This is a genomic window from Sphingomonas sp. 10B4, from assembly GCF_035019905.1.
Lineage (GTDB): Bacteria > Pseudomonadota > Alphaproteobacteria > Sphingomonadales > Sphingomonadaceae > Sphingomonas > Sphingomonas glacialis.
In genome coordinates this window covers 1-445 of sequence record NZ_JASJVC010000207.1, presented here as the reverse complement: position 1 = coordinate 445, position 445 = coordinate 1, and the positions used below count along the sequence as shown (strand labels likewise).

The window sequence follows — 445 nt, the reverse complement described above, 5'->3', positions numbered from 1 at the left end:
CATCGATCCTGCAGATTACAGAATCATGGCTTGAGCGAGCGACGATTTTGCGGGTCGTCAAGCAGACGGAGTATACCTTTACCGTCTGGTATAATCCAGCTGCTATGGTCCCATGCACACTACGGTAGGGAATCATGGGCGCGAGCAATCTCCGGGAATCTCTCGAAACCAAGATGGGGCACTGGGCCGCGGAAGCTCGTGAGCATGCAGAAGAGATCGCGCGCATCGAATCGCTGTTTCAGCGCCTCGATGGATTGCGTGACCGGGAAGGTCGTCTTCGGCATGTGCTGCAATGCGCGGATGTGGTGATGCAGGAAATCAACCCCGACTGGGTGGCTGGCGCGGTCAAGCCGCTCAAGCAGCATGTTCTGTCAACGCCGGTCGGATTCCAGGCCAGCGGGGCGGAGTAAAAGCAGGCCATTGTTGATGCGAGCCTGACGATATG

General features: G+C 57.3%; 1 protein-coding gene. It reads left to right on the top strand.

What is annotated here, in order from left to right; genetic code table 11:
- Positions 1 to 134 precede the first annotated feature (134 nt).
- A complete protein-coding gene (locus QN347_RS19490; RefSeq protein WP_322162917.1) occupies positions 135 to 410 on the top strand; it encodes a hypothetical protein in 276 nt (91 codons plus the stop codon).
- The last annotated feature ends 35 nt before the right edge of the window (positions 411 to 445 follow it).

What these genes read in the sequence shown, in the direction of transcription:
- QN347_RS19490 (WP_322162917.1), top strand. Translation starts at nt 135, where the DNA reads ATGGGCGCGAGCAATCTCCGGGAATCTCTCGAAACCAAGATGGGGCAC.